Origin of the sequence: Streptosporangium nondiastaticum (genome assembly GCF_003011965.1) — a bacterium.
In the GTDB taxonomy this organism is placed as follows: Bacteria; Actinomycetota; Actinomycetes; order Streptomycetales; family Streptomycetaceae; genus Streptomyces; species Streptomyces nondiastaticus.
Map to the genome: position 1 here is coordinate 1 of NZ_PXWG01000328.1, position 700 is coordinate 700.

The window sequence follows — 700 nt, forward strand, 5'->3', positions numbered from 1 at the left end:
GCCCCGCGGAGCCCGCGCCCTTCTCCGGCCCCTCCGGCGCCGGCGCGGCGGGAGGCCGGCCGTGACGGGGCGGGCGCGCCTGACGGCGAGCGCCGCGGTGGCCACGCTGGCCGCGTCCTGCGCGATGCTCCCGCTGGTCGACAAGAGCGTGTGGATACTGCAGGCCGCGTTCCTGCTGGCCCTCCAGAGCACGGCCGGCGTCCTCGCCCGCCGCGTGCCCCTGCCCGGGCCGCTGACCGTGGCCGTGCAGGCGCTGACCGGGCTGCTGCTGCTCACCGTGGCCTTCGCCGGCGAGCAGGCGGTCGCCGGGCTGCTGCCGGGCCCGGAGGCCTTCCACGAGTTCGGGCAGCTGGTCCAGGAGGGCGCCGAGGACGTCGGGCGGTACGCGATCCCCGCCCCGGCGACGGCCGGCATCCGGCTGCTGCTCGTCGGCGGCGTGCTGGTCGTCGGCCTGGCCGTCGACGCCGTGGCGGTGACGTACCGCAGCGCCGCCCCCGCCGGCCTGCCGCTCCTCGCGCTGTATTCCGTGGCCGCCGGGCTCGGCCAGGGCGAGCACGCCCGGCTGTGGTTCCTGGCCGCGGCGAGCGGCTATCTGCTGCTGCTCCTGACCGAGGGGCGGGAGCGCCTCGCCCGCTGGGGCCGCGTCCTCAGCGGCGGCCGGACGGCTCCCCCGGCCCCGGGGCCCGCCACGGCGGGCGGC

Annotated in this window: 1 protein-coding gene; it reads left to right on the top strand. The window is 79.9% G+C overall.

Annotated features, from left to right (window positions below; all coding sequences use genetic code 11):
• Window positions 1-61: 61 nt before the first annotated feature.
• The coding region (locus B7P34_RS36070) for a DUF3488 domain-containing protein (protein ID WP_223268621.1) at window positions 62-700 on the top strand (639 nt) is incomplete at its 3' end.